16 protein-coding genes and 1 pseudogene are annotated in these 18,571 nt (G+C 70.4%); 11 read left to right on the top strand and 6 right to left on the bottom strand.

Going from position 1 to position 18,571, the window contains the following annotated elements:
- The first annotated feature begins 1 nt into the window (after position 1).
- The 8 genes from ABD143_RS24290 (at position 2) to ABD143_RS24255 (ending at position 9,343) form a co-directional block, all read left to right on the top strand.
- The gene (locus tag ABD143_RS24290) at positions 2–436 is read left to right on the top strand and encodes a GlcG/HbpS family heme-binding protein (protein ID WP_343982711.1); all 435 of its coding nucleotides are present in this window, start codon (positions 2–4) and stop codon (positions 434–436) included.
- A complete protein-coding gene (locus ABD143_RS24285; RefSeq protein WP_343982709.1) occupies positions 433–1,932 on the top strand; it encodes a carboxylesterase/lipase family protein in 1,500 nt (499 codons plus the stop codon). The genes ABD143_RS24290 and ABD143_RS24285 overlap by 4 nt, the downstream gene beginning before the upstream one ends.
- A 27-nt stretch (positions 1,933–1,959) precedes the next feature.
- Positions 1,960–2,343: a hypothetical protein gene (locus ABD143_RS24280; protein WP_343982706.1), complete on the top strand. Its 384-nt coding sequence runs from the start codon at positions 1,960–1,962 to the stop codon at positions 2,341–2,343.
- Between the two features lie 59 nt (positions 2,344–2,402).
- Positions 2,403–3,728: an ABC transporter substrate-binding protein gene (locus ABD143_RS24275; protein ID WP_343982703.1), complete on the top strand. Its 1,326-nt coding sequence runs from the start codon at positions 2,403–2,405 to the stop codon at positions 3,726–3,728.
- A gap of 88 nt (positions 3,729–3,816) precedes the next feature.
- Positions 3,817–4,746 carry a carbohydrate ABC transporter permease gene (locus ABD143_RS24270; RefSeq protein WP_343982699.1) on the top strand — a complete coding sequence of 310 codons (930 nt, stop codon included), beginning with the start codon at positions 3,817–3,819 and terminating at the stop codon, positions 4,744–4,746.
- Positions 4,743–5,564: a carbohydrate ABC transporter permease gene (locus tag ABD143_RS24265; RefSeq protein ID WP_343982696.1), complete on the top strand. Its 822-nt coding sequence runs from the start codon at positions 4,743–4,745 to the stop codon at positions 5,562–5,564. Before ABD143_RS24270 ends, ABD143_RS24265 begins: the two co-directional genes overlap by 4 nt.
- A gap of 47 nt (positions 5,565–5,611) precedes the next feature.
- Positions 5,612–8,440, top strand: coding sequence for a family 78 glycoside hydrolase catalytic domain (locus ABD143_RS24260; RefSeq protein WP_343982692.1), 2,829 nt, complete (start codon positions 5,612–5,614; stop codon positions 8,438–8,440).
- A 117-nt stretch (positions 8,441–8,557) separates the two neighbouring features.
- On the top strand, positions 8,558–9,343 hold the full coding sequence (locus ABD143_RS24255; protein WP_343982689.1) for a nucleotidyltransferase domain-containing protein: 786 nt from the start codon (positions 8,558–8,560) through the stop codon (positions 9,341–9,343).
- A gap of 12 nt (positions 9,344–9,355) precedes the next feature.
- Here the strand turns inward: ABD143_RS24255 and ABD143_RS24250 are convergent, their stop codons facing one another.
- The 5 genes from ABD143_RS24250 to ABD143_RS24230 all read right to left on the bottom strand — a co-directional run bounded on the left by ABD143_RS24250 (position 9,356) and on the right by ABD143_RS24230 (position 14,828).
- The gene (locus ABD143_RS24250) at positions 9,356–11,956 is read right to left on the bottom strand and encodes a glycosyl hydrolase (RefSeq protein WP_343982686.1); all 2,601 of its coding nucleotides are present in this window, start codon (positions 11,954–11,956) and stop codon (positions 9,356–9,358) included.
- A gap of 190 nt (positions 11,957–12,146) precedes the next feature.
- Positions 12,147–12,884: a DUF4328 domain-containing protein gene (locus ABD143_RS24245; protein ID WP_343982683.1), complete on the bottom strand. Its 738-nt coding sequence runs from the start codon at positions 12,882–12,884 to the stop codon at positions 12,147–12,149.
- 65 nt (positions 12,885–12,949) lie between these two features.
- Positions 12,950–13,873, bottom strand: coding sequence for an NAD(P)H-binding protein (locus ABD143_RS24240; protein ID WP_343982680.1), 924 nt, complete (start codon positions 13,871–13,873; stop codon positions 12,950–12,952).
- 311 nt (positions 13,874–14,184) lie between these two features.
- Positions 14,185–14,616 carry an Rv0361 family membrane protein gene (locus ABD143_RS24235; RefSeq protein ID WP_343982677.1) on the bottom strand — a complete coding sequence of 144 codons (432 nt, stop codon included), beginning with the start codon at positions 14,614–14,616 and terminating at the stop codon, positions 14,185–14,187.
- A 20-nt stretch (positions 14,617–14,636) separates the two neighbouring features.
- A complete protein-coding gene (locus ABD143_RS24230) occupies positions 14,637–14,828 on the bottom strand; it encodes a hypothetical protein (RefSeq protein WP_343982674.1) in 192 nt (63 codons plus the stop codon).
- 15 nt (positions 14,829–14,843) lie between these two features.
- Here ABD143_RS24230 and ABD143_RS24225 point away from each other — a divergent pair, with 15 nt between their 5' ends.
- Positions 14,844–15,137, top strand: a complete 294-nt coding sequence (locus tag ABD143_RS24225; protein ID WP_343982671.1) for an enoyl-CoA hydratase/isomerase family protein — start codon at positions 14,844–14,846, stop codon at positions 15,135–15,137.
- A gap of 167 nt (positions 15,138–15,304) precedes the next feature.
- On the opposite strand, the gene ABD143_RS24220 is transcribed toward ABD143_RS24225, so the two are convergent.
- Positions 15,305–15,448 (bottom strand): hypothetical protein, encoded by a 144-nt coding sequence (locus ABD143_RS24220; protein WP_343982669.1) that lies wholly within the window; start codon positions 15,446–15,448, stop codon positions 15,305–15,307.
- Between the two features lie 356 nt (positions 15,449–15,804).
- Here ABD143_RS24220 and ABD143_RS24215 point away from each other — a divergent pair, with 356 nt between their 5' ends.
- A complete protein-coding gene (locus ABD143_RS24215; RefSeq protein ID WP_343982666.1) occupies positions 15,805–17,640 on the top strand; it encodes a phospholipase C in 1,836 nt (611 codons plus the stop codon).
- Between the two features lie 372 nt (positions 17,641–18,012).
- Positions 18,013–18,197 (top strand): annotated as a pseudogene (locus ABD143_RS24210) (factor-independent urate hydroxylase); the annotation flags it as partial.
- Positions 18,198–18,571: the final 374 nt, after the last annotated feature.

Raw genomic sequence — 18,571 nt, 5'->3', positions numbered from 1 at the left:
GATGCTGTCACTCGGGCAAGCCTCGACGATGGTCGACGACGCGCTCCGCCAGGGCGCCGCGCTCGGATGCGCACCGCTGACGGTGGCCGCGCTCGACCCGGGCGGGCACCTGTTGGTGCTCAAACGGCAGGACGGCAGCGCGATCCTGCGCCCACAGATCGCGCAGGCGAAGGCATGGGGAGCCCTGGGCATGGGACTCGGCAGCCGCGCGCTGGCCGAACGCGCGGCCACCGCGCCGGCGTTCTACACCGCACTCGCCGCCCTGTCCGAAGGTCGTGTCGTGCCGGTGCCGGGCGGGGTGCTCGTCCGCGACAGCGAGGGTGCCGTCCTTGCCGCGGTCGGCATCAGCGGCGACAACCCCGCCAACGACGAAGCCTGCGCGGTCTTCGCCATCGAACACGGTGGTTTCGTCGCCGACCCGGGGCAGACGCCATGACTCGAATCCGTGTCGAACAAGGCGTCCTCGAAGGCAACCAGCGGCGGGGGGTGTTCCGGTTCCTGGGCGTGCCCTACGCCGCCCCGCCCGTGGGGAACCTGCGCTGGGCCGCACCGCGGCCGCCCGCGGCGTGGGACGGTGTGCGTGACGCGACGTCCTTCGGCAACGCCGCGATCCAGACCGCGGACAACGGCGCGATTCTCGGGGCGCAACAGAGCGAGGACTGTCTCTACCTCAACGTCTGGACCCCGAGCCTCGACCCACAGGCGCGGCGGCCGGTCATGGTCTGGATCCATGGCGGCGGCTTCCTCAACGGGGCCGGGTCGATGCCGGATTACCACGGCACGTCCATCGCCCAACGTGGTGTGACCTATGTGTCGTTCAACTACCGGCTCGGTGCGTTCGGCTTCCTGGACCACCCCGATGCTGGCGGGAACGCCGCCGTCCGGGACTGGGTCGCGGCGCTCGACTGGGTGTCCCGCAACATCACCGCCTTCGGCGGCGACCCCGACAACGTCACCATCTTCGGCCAGTCCGCCGGCGCAAGCGCGGTGCGCACCCTTCTCGCCACGCCCACCGCCCGGGGCTTGTTTCACCGCGCCATCCTGCAAAGCGCGGGCTTCGAACCGCCCGCGGCCCTGCCCCATTCGGCGCGCGAGCGCGTCGTCGAGGCCAGTACCCGGTTGTTCGAGCAGCTGGGTGGCAGCGCCATCGAGCATCTGCGCCAGGTGCCGGCGGACCAGGTGCGACAGGCGTCCCGCCTGCTGTCAGGCACCACGCCACCGCCCGGCGAGGTGCACACGCCGGGCAACCTGGTCTGGTGCCCCACCGAGGACAACCAGGTCGTCGGCCCGGATCTGTCCTGCTGGGATGCGGATGTTCCGGTGCTGTTCGGCCACACCGGGGACGAGGCACGATTCTTCATCACGCCCCGTGGCCCCTACGGAGCGCCGCCCGGCACGGTGAATCCAGCCGAGCTCTACACGCCCGCCACGCTGGCGAGAATGGCCACCGTCCTCGGCGGACAGCGGGCCGACGACATCCTGGGCCGGCTCACGGGCAGTCCGTACGAAGCATTGGCGGAGTTGTTCACCGGTGCCATGTGGACGGAGCCGGCACTGGCCTCCTACCTGCGCTTCACCAATCTGGGCCGCACGACCTACGCCTACCGTTTCGTCCACGTCTCCCCCGGCAACCGCCGGACGGGCATGCTCGCGTTCCACAGTTCCGAGCTCCCCTACGTGTTCGGCCGCCTCCTCCCGGCCGAGGACTACGACGAGGTGGACGCCCACGTGTCCGCCACACTCGCGCACGCCTGGACGGAGTTCGCCCGGACCGGTGTGCCCAGCAGCCCCGACGGCACACTCTGGCCGGCAGCCGTCCGGACGGCGCCACGGCTGACCGTTATCGACGACAAGGCGCACAGTTGTCCTCTGGACATCAGCCCGACCACCGAGGTGATCAACTCCCTTCGAGTCGGCGCAAGCAACCATTGAGCATCGATCTCGGCTCATGGGAACGCCGTGGCAGGCGTGGTGCGCGCGAAGCAGGCGGTGACGCTCCAGGAGGCTTCCGGCGGCCGCTTCGAGCTGGGGCTCGGCTCGGGTTCGGTGATGGATCTGCGCAGACCAGGCTCGTACTACTCCCTGCAGGACAAGGTGCCCACGCGGCGATCGCCTGCGGCGCGAGATTCAGCTGTCGGCATGACAGCGGAAGCAGCGGACGGCAGCCTTGGCGTCCTCGACCTGCCCGGGGAAGCGGCACTCGTTGCTAGTACGTCGGGACTCGACTCGGGTGCTGAGCGCCAGGCCCACTGCGCCAGGCTGCGGCGGCAGGCTGCGGCGGCAGGCTGCGGCGGCAGTGCGCTGCGTGACCACGTCTTGACCGTTGGACAGGTGCGCCCCTAGCATCCCCACACGTCTGAAACGATTCAAGACGCAGCCACGTCTGACAAAGAGGTCAAACGATGCGCAAGCCCACGTCCCATCGCACGCGGGCGCTCGTCGCCCTCGCGACGGCTGCCGTCGTCGCCACCGGCTGCAGTGCCGGCAGTCTCGGCTCCAGCGGGGGCAACGGAGAGGGCGTCACGCTGTCGTTCCTCACCGGCAACGGCCCCGAGGACATCGCAATCGCCGAGGGCCTGGCCAAAGCCTTCATGGCCGACAACGCTGGCGTGACCGTCCAGGTCGAGCAGCGCCCTCAAGGCACCGAGGGCGACAACCTCGTGAAGACGCGACTCGCGACCGGGGACATGGCGGACGTCTTCGTGTACAACTCCGGGTCACTCCTGCAGGCCCTCAACCCGGCGCAGACCCTCGTGCCGGTCACCGACCAGCCGTGGACCAAGGACCTCGACAAGACGTTCGTCGACGCAGTGTCGGGGAACGGCCAGGTCTTCGGCACCCCGGTCGGCACCGTCCAGGCCGGCGCAGTCATGTACAACAAGAGCGTCTACGCGCAGCTCGGTCTCAAGGTCCCTCAGACCTGGGACGAGTTCATGGCCAACAACGCGGTGATCGCCGAGCGTACCGACGCCGCGCCGGTGATCCAGACCTACCGGGAGACCTGGACCTCGCAGCTGTTCGTCCTCGGCGACTTCCGCAACGTCCTGCAGAGCGAGCCGAGCTTCCCCGAGCAGTACACGGCCGGCCGGGTGAAGTACGCGACGTCCGCGGCGGCATTGCGGGGCTTCCAGCACCAGCAGGCGGTGCACGACGCCGGTTACATGAACGAGGACTTCGCGTCCGCCACCTACAACGACGGGCTGCGGATGCTGGCCGAGGGCACGGGCGTGCACTACCCGATCCTCACCAGCGCGATCGGCGAGCTTGTCGCCAGCCACGCGGACGCGGTCGACAACATCGGCGTCTTCGCGCTGCCGGGCCCCGACGCGGCGACGAACGGCCTCACCGTCTGGACGCCCAACGCGGCGTACACACCGCAGACGACGCAGGGCCCGGTGCGCGACGCGGCGCTGCGTTTCCTGGCCTTCATCGCCAGCCCCGCCGGCTGCCAGGCGATGACCGAGGCTGCAACGCCGACGGGCCCGTACGTGGTGCAGGGCTGCGACCTCCCCGCTGATGTGCCGCCGGCTGTGCAGGACATCCAGGGATACCTCAGCCGCGGCGCCGCGAGCCCGGCGCTGGAGTTCCTCTCACCCGTGAAGGGGCCGAACCTCGAGAACCTGACGGTGGAGGTCGGCTCGGGCATCCGCTCCGCGGAGGACGCCGCGGCTCTCTACGACCAGGACGTCGCTCAGCAGGCCCAGCAGCTCGGCCTCGAGGGCTGGTGACCGGGCCGCGCTGAAAGCCGGCAGACCCCGCCGAGCCGCTCGCCCGACGAGCCGGCTCGGCGCCCGGACCCGCGCAGGGAGGCGCACGATGGCGACGAACACGATGGTCGAACCTGCGGCGCCGCCCGGCCGCAGCGCCCGACCCGTCAAGGCGGGCGGCAAGCGGAAGAGCCCCTACCCGCACTGGTTCTATCTCCCGGCGGCGATCGTCTACTCGGTGCTGTTCCTGGTGCCCACGTTCGCGTCTCTCTACTTCAGCCTCACGCGATGGACGCTTTTCGACACCGAGTTCATCGGCTTCGACAACTTCGTCACGTTCTTCGAGCAGCCACAGCTCGTCACCGGCCTGGTGAACACGATGATCTACGCCTTCGTCACGTCCGGGGCGAAGGTGGTGCTGGGCCTGCTCCTCGCGGTGTTCCTGACGTCGCAGATCATCGCCCGCGGATTCCTGCGGTCGGTGATCTTCTTCCCTGTGCTCGTGAGCACCGTCGGTGTCGGTATCGCGTTCCAGGTCCTCATGGATCCGCAGGAAGGGCTCATCAACGACTCCCTTGCCCTGCTGGGAATCGACGGGCCGGGCTGGCTCACCGATCCCGACCTCGCGCTGCTTTCGATCGCCGGGGTCGACGTCTGGAAGGGTGTCGGCCTGGCGACCGTCATCTACATCGCCGGCATCGTCTCGATCCCGCAGGAGTACCACGAGGCCGCGAGGGTCGACGGGGCCGGGCCGTGGCAGAACTTCCGGCACATCATTCTCCCGCTGGCTCAGCCCGCCACCGCCACGGTGATCATCCTGTCGCTCATCGGAGGACTGCGATCCTTCGAGCTCATCTGGGCGATGACGCGCGGTGGGCCGGGCTACACCTCCGACGTGATCGCGTCCGTGATCTACAAGCAGTACCAGGCCGGCTTCTACGGAATCTCCACCGCGGGCAACGTGGTGCTGTTCGTGGTCGTCACGGCGATCGTCCTGCCGCTGACTCTCTTCCTCAACCGGCGAGAGGTGGAGATGTGAACCGCACCTACCGCTATTGGGCCAGCACGCTCGGCCTCGTCCTCACCGGCGTCATCTTCGTCGTCCCGTTCGCGTTCATCCTGCTCACGTCGCTGAAGACGCGGCAGGAGGCCAACCTCCTCGAGTTCTCCTGGCCCACCGAGATCGCCTTCGTCGACAACCTCGTCGAAGTGATTCAGGCGCGCGATCTGATGCTCGTGATCGCCTTCATCAACAGCACCGTCCTGACGGTCGCCAGCGTGGCCGGCATCGTGGTGCTCTCCGCGATGGTGGCGTTCGTGCTGCAGCGGCGGAAGACGCGCTGGAACCCGTTCATCAACTTCCTCGTGCTCTCCGGGCTCATCATCCCACCGGCAGTGGTCCCGACGATCTGGGTGCTCCAGGGGATCAGCCTGTTCGACACCATGCTCGGGCTCATTCTCGTCGAGGTGGCGTTCGGTCTGTCGTTCTCGATCCTGCTCTTCCGGGCCTTCATCTCGACGATTCCGCGGGAGATCGACGAGGCCGCCATCATCGACGGCGCGGGCCCCCTGCGGGTGTTCTTCCGGATCATCCTGCCGCTGCTGAAGCCGGTGGTCGTCACGGTGATCGTCGTGCAGGCGGTGCAGGTCTTCAACGACTTCGTCAACCCCCTCTACTTCCTCCCCGGCAATCCCACCGTGCAACTCACGCTCTACAACTTCCAGAGCCAGTTCCAGACGAGCTACAACCTGCTCTTCATGGACATCCTGCTCATCACGATTCCACCGCTCGTCATGTTCATCTTCTTCAACCGCCAGATCGTCGCCGGGATGACCTCCGGCGCCGTGAAGGGCTGAGCAAAGCAGCCCACTCCCCTCCGTTGATCCGTCCAGGAAGGACGTCCGTGACCGCTGCGCCGTCGACCCGCGTCATCCGCACCACCGCCGAGCACGCCACCGACCGCAGCACGGTCCCCACACCGACGCCGCGCCTGTCCTGGGTGATCGAGACCGACGTGCCGGACTGGCGGCAGGCGTCCGCCGAGGTGGAGCTCACGCCCACCGATGGCGGGGACGCGACGACCGTCCGGCTCGACGGCCCCGACTCGGTGCTCGTCGACTGGCCCTTCGAGCCGCTGGCTGACGGCGACGAGGTCGCCGTCCGGGTGCGGGTCACCGGCGCCGACGGTGGGACGTCCGCGTGGAGCGAGCCACAGCCCGTCGTCGCCGGCTTCCTCGCCGACGGTCAGTGGAGCGCGCGGATGGTCGGCCTCGCCGACCCGCAGCACACGGCGCAACCGGTACTCGTGCGGCACGCCTTCACCGTCGACCGCCCGGTACGGCGGGCGCGCCTGTTCGCGACCGCGCGCGGCGTCTACCAGGTCGCGGTCAACGGGCGCGACGTCGACGACGAGGTGCTGAAGCCGGGCTGGACCGCGTACCAGTGGCGCCTGGTGCACGAGACGACCGACGTCACCGATCTCCTCGTCGACGGGGAGAACGCCGTCGGCGTCCGCCTGGCAGGCGGGTGGTGGACCGAACGCTTCGGCTTCCGGGACACTGCCGCGCGCGTCTACGGCGAGCAGCCCGCGGTCGCGGCGCAGATCATCCTGGACTACACCGACGGCACGAGCGAGACGATCGCCAGCGGCGAGGGCTGGCGGGCGAGCGGCGACGGGCCGACGACGCGCAGCGGGATCTATCTCGGCGAGCGCTTCGACGCGCGGCGCGAGCCCGCGGGCTGGTCGAGCCCTGGCTTCGACGACCACGCCTGGTCGCCGGTGCGGGTCGACGGGGTCTTCCCGGTGCCGCAGGCGCGCCGCTCTCCGGGCGCCCGCCGCGTCGCCGAGCTACCGGTCCGGGAGGTCATCACGACACCGAGTGGCAAGACGGTGCTCGACTTCGGTCAGAACCTCGTCGGTTGGCTGCGCCTCACCGCGCGCGGCGAGGCCGGAACCACGATCACACTGAAGCACGCCGAGGTCCTCGAGAACGGTGAGCTCGGCACGCGACCGCTGCGCGCGGCCGAGGCCACCGACACGTTCACACTCGCCGGTACGGGCGAGGAGACGTGGGAGCCGTGGTCGACGTTCCACGGGTTCCGCTACGCGCAGATCGACGGCTGGCCCGGCGAGCTCGACCCGTCCGACGTCGTCGCCGTCGCCGTGAGCAGCGACATGCGCCGCTCCGGCGAGTTCGAGTGCTCCCACGAACAGCTGCAGCAGCTACACGCGAACATCGTCTGGGGGATGCGCGGCAACTTCCTGCACGTCCCCACCGACTGCCCGCAACGCGACGAGCGGCTCGGCTGGACCGGCGACATCCAGGTCTTCGCGCCGACCGCCACCGACCTCTTCGACTGCAACGGCTTCCTGGCGAGCTGGCTGCAGGACCTCGCACTCGAGCAGGAAGCGGCGGGCGGCATCGTGCCGTTCGTCGTGCCGCACGTCCTCGGCAGGCCCATCCCCGCGGCCGCCTGGGGAGACGCCGCCACGGTGGTCCCGGCGGTGCTCCACGAGCGCTACGGCGACCGGCAGGTGCTCGTCGACCAGTACCCGAGCATGCGCTCGTGGGTGGAGACGATCCTCGGGCTCGCGGGCGAACGCCGGCTCTGGGAGGGGAAGTTCCAGTTCGGCGACTGGCTCGACCCGGCCGCGCCGCCCCAGCGGCCGGGAGAGGCGAAGACCGACCCCGACGTCGTCGCGAGCGCCCACGTCTTCCGGTCCACCGACATCCTCGCCCGCACCGCGGCGCTGCTCGGGTACACCGACGACGCCGAGCGTTACCGGCACATCGCCGAGGAGGTGCGCACCGCCTTCCTGCGCGAGTACGTCACGGGCGCCGGGCGGATGCTCTCGGACACCCAGACCGCGTACGCGATGGCCCTCGAGTACGGCATCGCCACCGACCCGCAGATGCGCGGGCAGATGGGAGACCGGCTTGCCGACCTGGTGCGCGCGGCCGGGTACCGGGTGGCCACCGGCTTCGTCGGCACCCCGATCGTCTGCGACGCGCTGACGAGCACGGGGCACGTCGACGTCGCGGGCCGGCTGCTGCTGCAGACCGAGAACCCGTCGTGGCTCTACCCCGTGACGATGGGGGCGACCACGGTGTGGGAGCGCTGGGACAGCATGCTCGGGGACGGTTCGATCAACCCGGGCCAGATGACGTCGTTCAACCACTACGCGTTCGGCGCGATCGCCGACTGGATGCACCGCACGGTCGCCGGCCTGGCACCCGCCGCGCCCGGGTACCGGGAGCTGCGGATCGCGCCGCATCCGATCGCCGGGCTCGACTTCGCCCGGGTCGCGCACGAGACGCCGTACGGGCGCGCGGCCGCCGGCTGGGAGCGAACCGCCGGCGGCGTCGTCGTGACCGCGGTGGTGCCGGCCGGCACCATCGCCACCGTGCACCTGCCCGACGGGTCGGACCCGCTGGTCGTCGGCTCGGGATCGCACTCCTGGACGGTCGCCGTGAACGGCCGGTCCGCGCCCGACGGCGCCGTCTCGCTCGACTCCGAGCTCGCCGACATCGTCGACGACCCGGCCGCGTACGCGGCCGTCATGGGCACCCTGCGCGAGTACGACGAGGAGCAGGCGCGCGAGTTCCGCGACACCACCCGGTGGGTGCGCGGCAGCCGGCTCGTCGACGTGATGCGGCGGATTCCCCCGGTCGTCCAGACCGAGGTCGCCGAGGCCCTCGCCGGCGTGACCCGGGGCCGCCGTGCGGGATGAAACGTTCCATCCGGTGATCGCGAGCCCCCGGGGAGGCAACCCCCGATCCTCGGGATACACCGGCAGGTGGAGCACCCCTGTCCACCGCGCGCCCCGGCGCCTCGTCGAGGCCTGAGGGTGCGCCACCACGAGGAGACACTCGCGGCGTTCGTCGCCGACGTCCGCGGCGAGCCGGACGCCGCGGGTGTCGTCGTCGTGGGGTCGGTCGCCCGGGGCACCGAGCGCGCGGACTCCGACGTCGACGTGTACCTCGTCGCCACCGACGAGGCGTTCGCCCGCGCGGGCGAGCGGAACCGGCTGAGCTACGTCCGTCGGGACGTCGCCACGTACCCAGGCGGGTACGTCGACGTGAAGGTCGCCACGGAGCACTACCTCGCGGTGGCTGCCGAGCGCGGTGACGACCCGGTGCGAGCGTCCTTCGCCGGAGCACGCGTGGCCTGGTCGTGCAGCGACAACCTCGATGATCTCGTCGCGCGCGTCCCCGTCGTCCCGGACGGCGCGTGGGAGGCGCGGGTGGTCTCGTTCATCGCCCAGGCCCGGCTGTACGGGGAGTACTTCCTGCCGCAGGGCGCGAAACTCGGCAACACCTTCCTGCGCCACCACGCCGCCGTCCATCTGGTGACGGCCGCGGGCCGAGCCCTGCTGGCGCAACACCGCGTGCTGTTCCGGGGGCCGAAGTACCTCGAGGAGACCCTCCGGACGCTCGACCGGCTCCCGGAGGACTACCTCGACCTCATGTCCCGCGTGCTGACCGATCCCACACCGGAGACCGGGGCCGCGCTGCTGGCGGCCCTGGAGGCCTTCCACCCCTGGCCGTTGCCGGCCGCGGACACGCTGTCGGTGTTCGTCCGCGACAACGAGCTCGCGTGGCTGACCGGCACCCCGCCGCCCGAGTTCTCCTGACGCGGCCCAGCTCTACCGCTGCCGGAACCGCAGCGACGGCACCGCCCGTAGCCCCGACGTCGTCGGCCGCTGCGCGAGCTCCAGGTCCTGCATCGTGAACCGCTTACCGTCGATGGAGGTCACCGCGTCGACGGTGGCGGCGAGCTCGGTGTTAGTCCGCAGCGCGCCGAGCCCGGTGCCGAAGACACGCACGACGACGGTGTTCTCGCCTGCGCGCAGCGCGTCGGTGACGTCGACGGCGTAGGGCGGCGCCCACGCCCAGCCGCAGTCGACGTCGTTCACGATCACCTGGGCGACCTCGCCCACCGGTGCGGCGACTTCCGCCCGGTACGACGCTCCGCGCAGTGCCGGCTCGCCGGGGACGTCGCGTGCCTCGGCGCTCACCGGACCGAGGTCGAGCAGCACGCGCCTGCCGAGCCCGTCGCCGTCGACGATCACGGTCGTCTCGTAGGAGGCGCCGCCCGAGTAGTCGGCCCGCCCAGGGTCGTCCTCCCACCGGTGCGGCAGCACCACGTCGGCCCGCTCATCGGGAGCGTCGGCGTACGCGACGGTCCACGGCCCAGTGAGCTCGACGGCGTCGGCAGCGCCGTCCGCCGATGCGGCCGGGACGTCCGGGTCGGGTGCGGGCAGTGCGACGAGGACGGCGGCCTCGTAGGGCTGCAGGTCGAGCGGCACCCCGCCGTCGACGACGTCGACCCGCTGCGCCCGTCCGGTGCGCGCGTCCCACCGCTCGACCGCCGCGGCGCCGTCGCGGGTGCGCAGCGCGAAGGACTGCGGGTGCGGGCCGGTGTTCACCACGAGGTAGACGTCGACCTCCCCGGCACGGCGGTGCACGACGCCGACGTCCGGCGTCGCGGGGCTCGTCGGGGCGTCCGGAGGCACCACCGTGGCGAGCGCAGGCAGCAACGCGGCGACGTCGTCCACGGCGACCCAGCCGTCCCGCTTGACAGCGCCACCCACGGTGACGACGGCACCGCCCGCCGCGGCGTGCTTCTCGAGCAGCCGCGCCGTGTCCGCCGGCAGGTCCCGGGCGAACGGGAGGACGACGACGCGGTACCGGCTCCAGTCGGCCTCACGCAGCGCGGTGTCGTCGACGAGGTCGTAGTCGTACCCGGCCTCACGCAACGCCGCAGGAAGCTCGTCGCCGATGTGCCCGCGGGTCGCGCGCCACAGGTCGAGGTAGCCGCGCGTGCCGGGTTCGAAGCGCAGCGCGGCGTCGCGGCTGGGCGCGTAGAGCGCGACGTCGACGACCGGGTGACCCTGCTGCAGCAGCCAGCACAGGCGGTGCAGGTAGCTCGCGAGCGCGGGCATGGCCGGCCACCACGGGTTCACGTCGCTGAGCGCACCGGCCGCGTAGAAGATCCAGCCGGGCGGCTGCGCACCGGGCGGCGAGTACGGCCAGCCGTGCCCGATGAGCTGGTTGACGCCCAGGAGCAGGTGTTCGTGCGCCTCACCGACCAGATCGAGCGGCGTCGCGGCCAGCGACGGCGAGTGCACCCAGGTCCAGGTCTCCGACGAGACGACCGGCCGCTGGTACAGGTGCGCCGCCGACGTGGCCCACTTCGTCTGCGTGACCGACCGCCACCCCCAGCCCTCCCCCTCGGGCAGGTCCGCGTGCCGGTACGCGCTCAGCGCGCCGGGCGGCTGGCCGTAGCTCTGGATGCGGAACAGGACGCCGTGCCGCCGCGCCCATTCACGCACCACGGCGACGAAGTTCTCCTCGTAGAGCTCGCCGAGCGTTGTCACGACGTCGGCGCGGACCCGCTCCGAACCCTCGCCGTGGGTGTGCAGCAGCGGTAGCTCGGGCAGGAGGTCGTAGCCCCGGCGGGCACGGAACTCCTCCGGCAGCGCCGGCGTCCAGTCCGCGCCGTACACCTCGAGGCTGTCGCAGAAGACCGCGGTCACGAGCTCGCTCGGGACCGCGGCGAGGATGGGGTCGGCGACGGCGCGCAGGTGCGTTTCGGTCGCCGTCCGGCTGAGGTGGTCGAGCACCGGGCCCTCCGCGCCGAGGGCCGCCCGCTTGACGTTCTGGCCGGTCGGGCTCGACAGAGCGAGAAGGACGACGCGCGGCCCGGACCCGTCCGGAATCTCGACGGCGCCGTCCCTGACCGGCAACTGCCGCCACCGCCCGGGCGGTTCCTGCACGGAGCCGTCGCCGATGTATGCGGCGACGATCTGGTCACCGGGCCACGGCTGTGCGACGGGGATCCGGGCGGCGCGTGGCGGCACCTCGCGCATGTCCCACCGCAGCTGCCGCGCGGCCGTCTCGTCCGTGATGTGCGGGCCGCCGAACGACCACCCGCTGCCGATCGTGACGTCGAAGCGCAGGCCGAGCCGCGATGCCGTCTCGGCGGCGAACCGCAGCCGGGACAGGAACCGCTCGGACAGGAAGCCGCCCGCCGCCCGGTCCGCCTCGGACGTCGACAGCGGGTACGTCGAGCAGACCTCGACGCCGCCGATCCCGGCCGCCGCCATGACCTCCAGCTCGCGGGCGAGCTCGGCCTCCTCGACGAAGGGTCCGAACCACCACCAGCGCATCATCACGCGGCTGTCCGGCGGCGGGGCGGCGAAGCGCTCTCGCAGCGTCCGGGCGGTCGGCTCGGCAGACGGCATCGTCGCGGCTCCCTCGGGTCAGCGTGTGTGAAACGTATCAAGCCCCAACGGCGGGTGGCCGGGTTCGATCGCCGAGTTGTTGTCGGTGATCACCGCTACCGTGCCGCCGTGACTTCCCCTAACCCCGCGCGCTGCGACCCGTCGGGGCAGCGGTCCTTGGAGGCCTGATCAACGAGCACGGACGAGCAGCCTAAAACCGCAGATCAGCACCAGTGGCCGAGTTCTGGAACCCGACACTCTGTGCCCGGGAGATCTCCCGGATGATCGCCATCAGCAGGCCAGCCGCGATCAGCGTGACGGCGGCCTCGATCGTGAAGGCCACCGCGGCGACCTTCGTGTAGACGCCACTGACCGTGCCGTACACGTCGAGCGCCCAGGCGCCAAGCACCGCCGTCCACCACGCGCCCACCAGACCGCTCGACCGCCCACTGCTGGCTCTCCAAACATCGGCAACGACCAGCGGAGGCAACACGATGTTGCCAATCGGGACGAACCACGCGCCGACCGTCCATCCGCGGCCGAGCCGCTGCGGTCGCACGGCGAGCATCTCGGCATTCACCCTGGCCCGGTACAGCCAGAGGAGGAACACCACCCCGGCCACAAGCAGCACGATGGCCGCGAGCCCCATGCCGATGATGCTGGCCTTGATGGCCCGGATGGAATCGGCATATCCCCCCAACCCGACCCCGCCCTCGACGCGCTGCATGGCGCCGTAGCGGGTCCAGCCAGCGTTCGTGACGGTCGCCGCGCGCGCGATCGCGGCCACCGCGATCAGCGCGGCCGCCGCGCCGCCGAGGCCGTGTACGGGCAGCAGCCGGCGGGTCTCGGAATGCGTGGTCATCGTGGGCTCCTCCGTCTCGTCAAGGATTACGGAAGTGATGACCGCGCAGACGGCGAGGCGGTTGGGGTCGTTCTCGGTCTCGCGCATCATGCAGTCCGAGAGCGATCTGATGCGAAACCTCACCCACCCGCTCCACCCGACGGCCCTCTTCGTCAGCGGGACGGACGGGTGAACATCTCGGCGCGTTCGGCGACGAACCCCTCGACCGACTGGGCAGGAGCCCCGGTGATCTCCTCGACGGTGCGGGTCGACCGGTCATAGCGGTTCTCGCGTTGCAGACGGGTCATGGTGATGAGGTGCTCCATCACGTGCGGGGAGAGCCCGCCGTGGGCCGCGACGTGCTCGGCCCAGAGATCAGCCGGCACATCCTCGTAGGTCACCTCCCGGCCGAGTGCGCGGGAGTACTCCTGCGCAATGCCGTTCATGTCCTGCGACCGTGGCCCCGTGAGTTCGTGCACCTGCCCGATATGGCGAGCCGGATCGAGCAGGACAGCGGTAACCACCCGGGCGACATCACCGGCAGCGACCGGCGACGTGCGTCCGCTACCGAAGGGGAGCCGGAGGGTTCCGTTCTCGGCGATCGTCGGGATGGCAAGCGTGGTGAAAAACGGGTTGTCCAGGAAGACCGTGGGCCGGATGTGTACGACCGGAAGGCCGGACCAGTTCAGGACCTGTTCGGACAAGTAGTGCAGGCGCTGCTGGTGGGACTCCTCGGTGCTCACCGGGGTCATCTGCGACACCGTCATCTGGGAGATGTTCACCAGCGCCTCGAGGGCGCCCTTGGCGCGGGCAACCGTGGCGACCGTCGCCGTCGCCTCCAGGAAGGACAGCGACACGCTCATGCTGAACAGCATTCGGCCGACATCCTCTATGGCCCGTACGACATCGCCGGGCATGGTGAGGTCGCCGACCACTACCTGGGCACCCAGCGAACGCAGCGCGTCGGCGCGCTCGTCGTCGTGGTGGACCATCGCCCGCACCGGCATGTCACGCTCTCTGAGCATCGCCACGACCGAACGGCCCACGCCACCGACACCGCCGCCGGCTCCGGTCACCAGGACGAGTGCATCCGGCATCGCACATGTCCCTCACGCTCGTGTCAGATTCTGATCCGAGCGATGTTACCGAGGCTGGTGGCCGGACAAGGTGATGTCAACCCGACCTTCACAACGGCGTCAACGCTGGATCCATCATGCCCGCACCCTGATCACCCGCCACGACCTCGCCCGCGGCGGTCCAGGATGCCGGGCCGAACTTCGTCCGCATCGGCGCCGACACCCGTTCCCGCGGCCCAGCTCGTGCGTGCCCTCCGGCTGGTCTCCCGAATCTTGCGTTGCGCAACGTCCCGCTACCGGCCCGCCACACCCGTGTCACGGGGCGGTCCGTGTCACGAGTGGCAGACCGTCCAGCGCTCGCCCTCGCGGCGCAGATGGATCGTGACCGGGGACCGGCCGGGCAGCGCGGCCCGCGCCGTGGCGGTCTCACCCTCGTCGTCGACCAGCACGTCGGTGACGACGGGTTCGCCCGGCGCGCTCGGCGCGACCGGCTCGGCGGTGGGGTCGTAGTCGTCGTCCTCGACAATGCCGGCGGCCTCCTGCACGCAGAGCACACCGAGCAGGCTCGGGTAGTCCTCCCGGTCGACGGCGGTGGCGAAGGCGCCGGCAACCGTGCGGATCTCGGTCTCCGGGGAGCCGGCGACGGTCAGGTAGAGGCCGGCGCCAACCGTCGTGACGAGCACGAACCCGGCCACGGCGGCGAGCGCGCGCCGCTTCCTCGCCGCAGCGCGCGGCGCGCGAGGGGCCGGTGCATGGACGGTCATAGGGGGTGCCTCCCGGGGCGTCATTCGGCGTCGAGCCGTTCGGTCATCAGCCGGTCGAGCGCGTCGGCGAGGTCGTCCTCGACTTGCACGTCCCCCTCGTAGACCAGCGCGACGGAGCCGGGCGGCAGGGCCGCGGACACGCAGTAGTGCAGCAGGCCGCTGTCCCTCGTGAGGAACGTCAGCTCGGCCTCTGTCTCCCTCCGTGTGCCCACGTGCGGTCATCTGTGATGAGCCGCGGAGGAGCGCGGAGGTTGGGGTCAGTCCCGGGACTGGTCACCGAGGTGCACGAGCCCAACGCATTGCTGCCTGCCGCACTCGCGAAGGCACAGCGAATCGCCACTCGTGCGCTGCTGTCCGTCAAGGCCGCGAAGGCAGCCGTCACCCAGGCCTGCGAGCTGAACTTCGAACAGGGCCAGTCGCTCCAGACGACCAAGTTCATCGAGATGTACCGAACCGAAGATCACCAGAAAGCATTGCGCGCGTTCTTCGAGAAGCGCGACGGCACCTACTCTCGGCGCTGAATCGGCGACCTCCGACAAAGGACACGCTGAGGACAGAAGCTTCCCCTGAGCAGATAAGCGGCGATCATCTCACCGACCGCATATCGGTCGACCCGCAGGCGCTTGCCCGGCACCGCCAGTCCGTCGGGGATCGCGTGCCAGAACTGCCCGTGGCTGACGTCGACGGCTCAGCGCGGCCGGGATCGCCCGGCGAGGAACCGCAGCACCGCTGCGCTCGCCTCGGGGCGGTGCTCCAGGAAGTAGGCATGCCGGGCGCCGTACAGCAAGCTCCAGCCCCGCGTCGGGCATCCGGCCGGCGAGTCGTGCGCCATACTCGGGTGGGGTGATGCGGTCGACCAGTTCCGCCGGGTGGGGGCTGCTGTTGTTCGCGATCCCCTGGTTCGTGGTGACCTACGGGTTGATCGTGTACAACGTGGCGCACATCAGTTTCTGGCGGAGCATCTGCCCACCTGGAATGATGTCCCGAATGAATGTCACCGTGCGGTTCCTCATCTGGGGCATCATCCCAGCCGGCGGCCTTCCGCCGACCGCTCGGCGTGCGGGCCGACCCGGCCAGAGGGCACGAATGCCCCGTTCACCGCCAGCCGCGTTTCGCGTCTATTCCGTACAAGCCGTTCCATAGCAGTCCACTATGGCTCCCACCCACGGCGAGAGGCTCGCTATGTCGTTGAGCAGGACGAAAGCCCTGGCTACCGCCGGCGTCACCGCGGTACTCGGACTCGCCACCGTCGGCGTCGGCACCGCCGCAGCGGTCCCGAAACCGGACACGGCGACCCCGATCCAGCATCTGGTGGTCATCTACCAGGAGAACGTGTCCTTCGACCACTACTTCGGCACCTACCCCACGGCGGCGAACACCTCCGGCCAGCGACTCACCGCCAACGACGGCACCCCGAAGGTCGACGGGCTGACCGACCGGCTCCTCACCGCCAACCCGAACGGCACAAACCCTCGCCGGTACGACCCCACCGCCATCGGCGACGTCCTCACCTGCGGTCAGGATCATGACTACACCGACGAACAGAAGGCCTTCGACAACGGGAAGATGGACCGCTTCCCGCAGACGGTCGGCACCGCGGAGGGCACCAGCCCGACCGGCGCGCCGTGCCTGGCGAGCGATGTCATGAACTACTACGACGGCAACACCGTCACCGCGCTGTGGAACTACGCCCAGCACTACGCGATGAGCGACAGCTCCTACGGCACGACCTTCGGGCCGTCCTCGCCCGGCGCCCTCAACCTGGTCGCGGGCAGCACCGGCGGCGTCGACATGGCCCACACTTCGCACAACCCCTCGATCGCCAGCGCCACCGCCCCGAACGCCGACCTCACTCCCGACGGCGCCGGTGGCTACTCGTTGACCGGCGACGCCCAGCCCTACTGGGACGACTGCTCGACCCGCCGCGCCGTCGCGATGACCGGGCGCAACATCGGTGACGAGCTCAACGCAGCAGGCCTGTCGTGGGGCTGGTTCGAGGGCGGGTTCCGCCCCACGACCAGCTTCGCCGACGCCGCAGCCGCCACCGGCCACGCACAACAACAGACATCGACGTTCCTGCCCGACGAGTTCGCGACGGCGAACCTCAACGCCGCGGTGCCGCACTCGTCGAACCAGGGAATCTGCAACGCCGTGCACCCGGTCGGCGCAGGGCTGACCGCTCCGCTGGCTCCCGGCACCGGTCAGTACGGCTACAAGGACGACTACATCCCGCACCACCAGCCGTTCCAGTACTACGCCTCGACCGCCAACCCACACCACCTGACGCTGCCCACCAGCCCGGACGGCACCGTCCCCACGCAGGCACTGCGGGCGATCGGCACGGACACCCAGCACACCGCGAACGGCACACCGCAGTTCGACACCCCCAACCACCAGTACGACATGACCGACTTCGACCAGCTCGTCGGGGCCATCGGGAAGGGCGACCTCCCGCCCACGGCGCTGCCCGCAGTCAGCTTCCTCAAGGCCGGCAGCTATCAGGACGGCCACCCCGACTACTCCGACCCGATCGACGAGCAGCGGTTCATCGTCGACACGATCAACGCCCTCCAGAAGACCCCGGCCTGGTCGAGCACCGCGGTCGTCATCACCTACGACGACTCGGACGGCTGGTACGACCACGCCTACAGCGGCGTGCGCAACCCGTCGGCCTCCATCGCGGACGCCCTGACCGGGCCCGGCGCGTGCGGCTCGGGTGCTCCCGTGGCCGGCCAGCAAGGCCGCTGCGGCTACGGACCGCGCCTGCCCTTGATCGTGATCTCGCCGTGGACGAGGTCCAACACCGTCGACCACACCCTGACCGACCAGTCCTCGGCTGTCCGGTTCGTCGAGGACAACTGGCACCTCCCCCGCATCCCCGGCAGCACGGACGCCAAGGCCGGCAGCCTCGACGGCTTGTTCGACTTCACACCCACCCACGGGTCCGGCAACGGCCGCGGTGATGCCCCCAACAAGGGGACCTACGTCCTCGACCCCGCAACCGGACAACCCAGCCCGAGCTGACCCTTTGGGTGCCGAGAACCCTGTCACGGCGTCTGATCAGCGCTTTCGCAACCAGCCACTCCTGCAGCCGCAGCCCGAATTCCGGCCGGCATGACCACCGCGCCACCCGTCCCCATGTGACCCGAACCGACCCGAACCGACCCAAAGTGACGCAAACCACGCCGGAACCCTGGAGCAGATCCTGACCCCATTTCGCGCCCGCGGACGCGAACGCGATGTCGCCCGCAGCAGGCGCCATCGTGTGGACGCGAAGCGGCGAGGCCGTCGGCGACGAGCTCGATCTGCACATCTCGGCGACTCACCTCGCCGACCCGAGCATCAGCCCGACGGGGGGAGCGATCGTGCTCGCGACCGCCGTCACGCAGCCCGACGATGGGCCGGGCCGCGCTGGAGGCGCACCCGGCGATCGCGGAGATCAGCCTGCGCGCGCGCAGGCGCCGAACAAGCACCACTTCGTGGTGGACCTCTCCCCGTTCGGCCTGGAGAACCCGAACGAGGTGTTCTACGCCGCCGACCGTCCTTACGGCCTGATCGAGGCCACGGTGACCCGGAGCTGAGGCGCCGACCCCGGCTGCGCCGAGCGTCCCGTTGATCGCGACCTGTGCGGCCAGTCCCGGTCCGTCGTCCAGGTGTACCGCCCGCGGCGCGACTCGGGGGCACCCAGAGCGCGACTCGCGGGCATTCAGGGTGCGACTCGCGGGGGTTCCCGGAACGCGCTCGCATCGTGCCTCTGATCGAGGAGATCCGGCCTCTCGTCCTGCGCCGTATCGAGGCTGCCAACGGCCGCAGGGATGCCCGCCTCTTTACCGGCCCCCGGGTGGTCGGATCACGACCGCGGTCCTGCGCGACGCACCTACTGGGACGACGTGGAGCTCCAGGCGCTGTAGATCATGCTGAGCGGGGACGAACGCCCACCCCACGAGCATCCGCG

This window comes from Pseudonocardia aurantiaca, from assembly GCF_039526725.1.
Classification (GTDB): Bacteria; Actinomycetota; Actinomycetes; order Mycobacteriales; family Pseudonocardiaceae; genus Pseudonocardia; species Pseudonocardia aurantiaca.
This window is presented reverse-complemented; position numbering and strand designations above follow the sequence as displayed.